Source organism: Micromonospora sp. NPDC047548, assembly GCF_040642975.1.
Taxonomy (GTDB): domain Bacteria; phylum Actinomycetota; class Actinomycetes; order Mycobacteriales; family Micromonosporaceae; genus Micromonospora.
On the sequence record NZ_JBEYTI010000128.1, the window covers coordinates 1 to 1,341 of the forward strand.

1 protein-coding gene is annotated in these 1,341 nt (G+C 68.6%); it reads right to left on the bottom strand.

Going from position 1 to position 1,341, the window contains the following annotated elements; genetic code table 11:
• Positions 1-1,207, bottom strand: a 1,207-nt coding sequence (locus ABZ807_RS33380; protein WP_357167174.1) for an ISAs1 family transposase, incomplete at its 3' end; no start/stop codon positions are given.
• Positions 1,208-1,341: the final 134 nt, after the last annotated feature.

The following is a 1,341-nucleotide window of genomic DNA, read 5'->3' on the forward strand; positions in this document are numbered from 1 at the left end:
GGGCGCTGGCGGTGTTGGCCCAGCCGGTGAGGCGGAACGTGCTGCGGATGATGTCGCGCAGGGCTGCCATGACGGCGGGGGTGTGGTGGGTGCGGGTGTGGCTGGCGTCTTCCCCGAAGGTGACGTCTCGGATCCAGTGGACGCTGTTCTCGATGGTCCAGTGCTGGCGGGCCCAGGCGGCGATTTCTTCGGGTCGGGCCTGGTGGGTGGGCAGGTCCGTGATTGCGTAGACGACCTCGGTGGTCCATTTCTTCGTGCCCAGGTGGCGGCGTCGGCGGCGGATCCGCACGACCTGACGGGCATGGGGAAACAGCAGATCGTCCACGGTGACGACCTGGACCTCGCGGATCTCTTCGCGGCCGTGGCCACGGCCGCGCTGTCGGTGCAGGACGGGTACCTGTTTCCAGGGCAGCGCGCGTAGTGCGGCGGCGAGGGTGGGCTGGTTGTCCTTGACTGTGAGCAGATAGTGGGCGTGGCGTTGCTCGACGAGGTAGACGGCGTGGGCGCGTTGCGCGTGCAACGCATCAGCGGTGATCACCGCCCCGGCGAGGTCGGTGTCGGTGATCTGGTCCAGCAGGGGCGCGAACTCGGGAATCTCGTTGGTCTTCGCGTCGATCTGCCGGGCGGCGACAGTGACCGCGTCGGTGTGACGCACGGCGGACAGGATGAACACCTGGCTGCCGTCGGGGCGTTTGGCGCCACGTAGACACTTGCCGTCCACGGCGATCGCGGCACGCCGCGGCGTGGCGCCGCCGGCGGCGGCGTGGTGGGCACGGCGTTGTTCCCGCTCGGTCACACCGTCCGGAGTCAGCGCGCCGGGTTCGGGTCGGGTCAGTGTGGCAACGTGCCCGAATCCGACGGCGGTCAGATCAGCTGGGTCCACCTTGCCGTAGGCGTCGCGCAGGGTCCGCTCGTCCGGCACTCGGTAACGGCCGGTGAACGGGTTGAACGGGCAGCCAAGCCGTCGAAGTTCCCGCTGGTCACAACGGCGAACCCACTCCGCGATCGCGGTCAGGGAGTTGTGACCCGCCGCGGTCATCGCGCAGACACCGATCGCGAGCAGGGTCGCCAACGCGTAGCGCACACCACGCGGATCCCGATGGTCATTCACCCCCGCCAACCGGTCGAGCAGCCCCTCCGTAGTTGACCCCGGTGCCGGGGGCACGGCCGCGACGCCAACGGTCGAGGCGATGAGCGATGATGACACGGCGAGCACGGCACCCCTTGCGGATCTTGAAGCCTAGACAACTCCATGATCCACAAGTGCCGTGCTCGCCCACACTCAGCCACCCGGCCACAGACAGACCAAACAGGACATTCGCGGACCACTCCGGAGCCCTG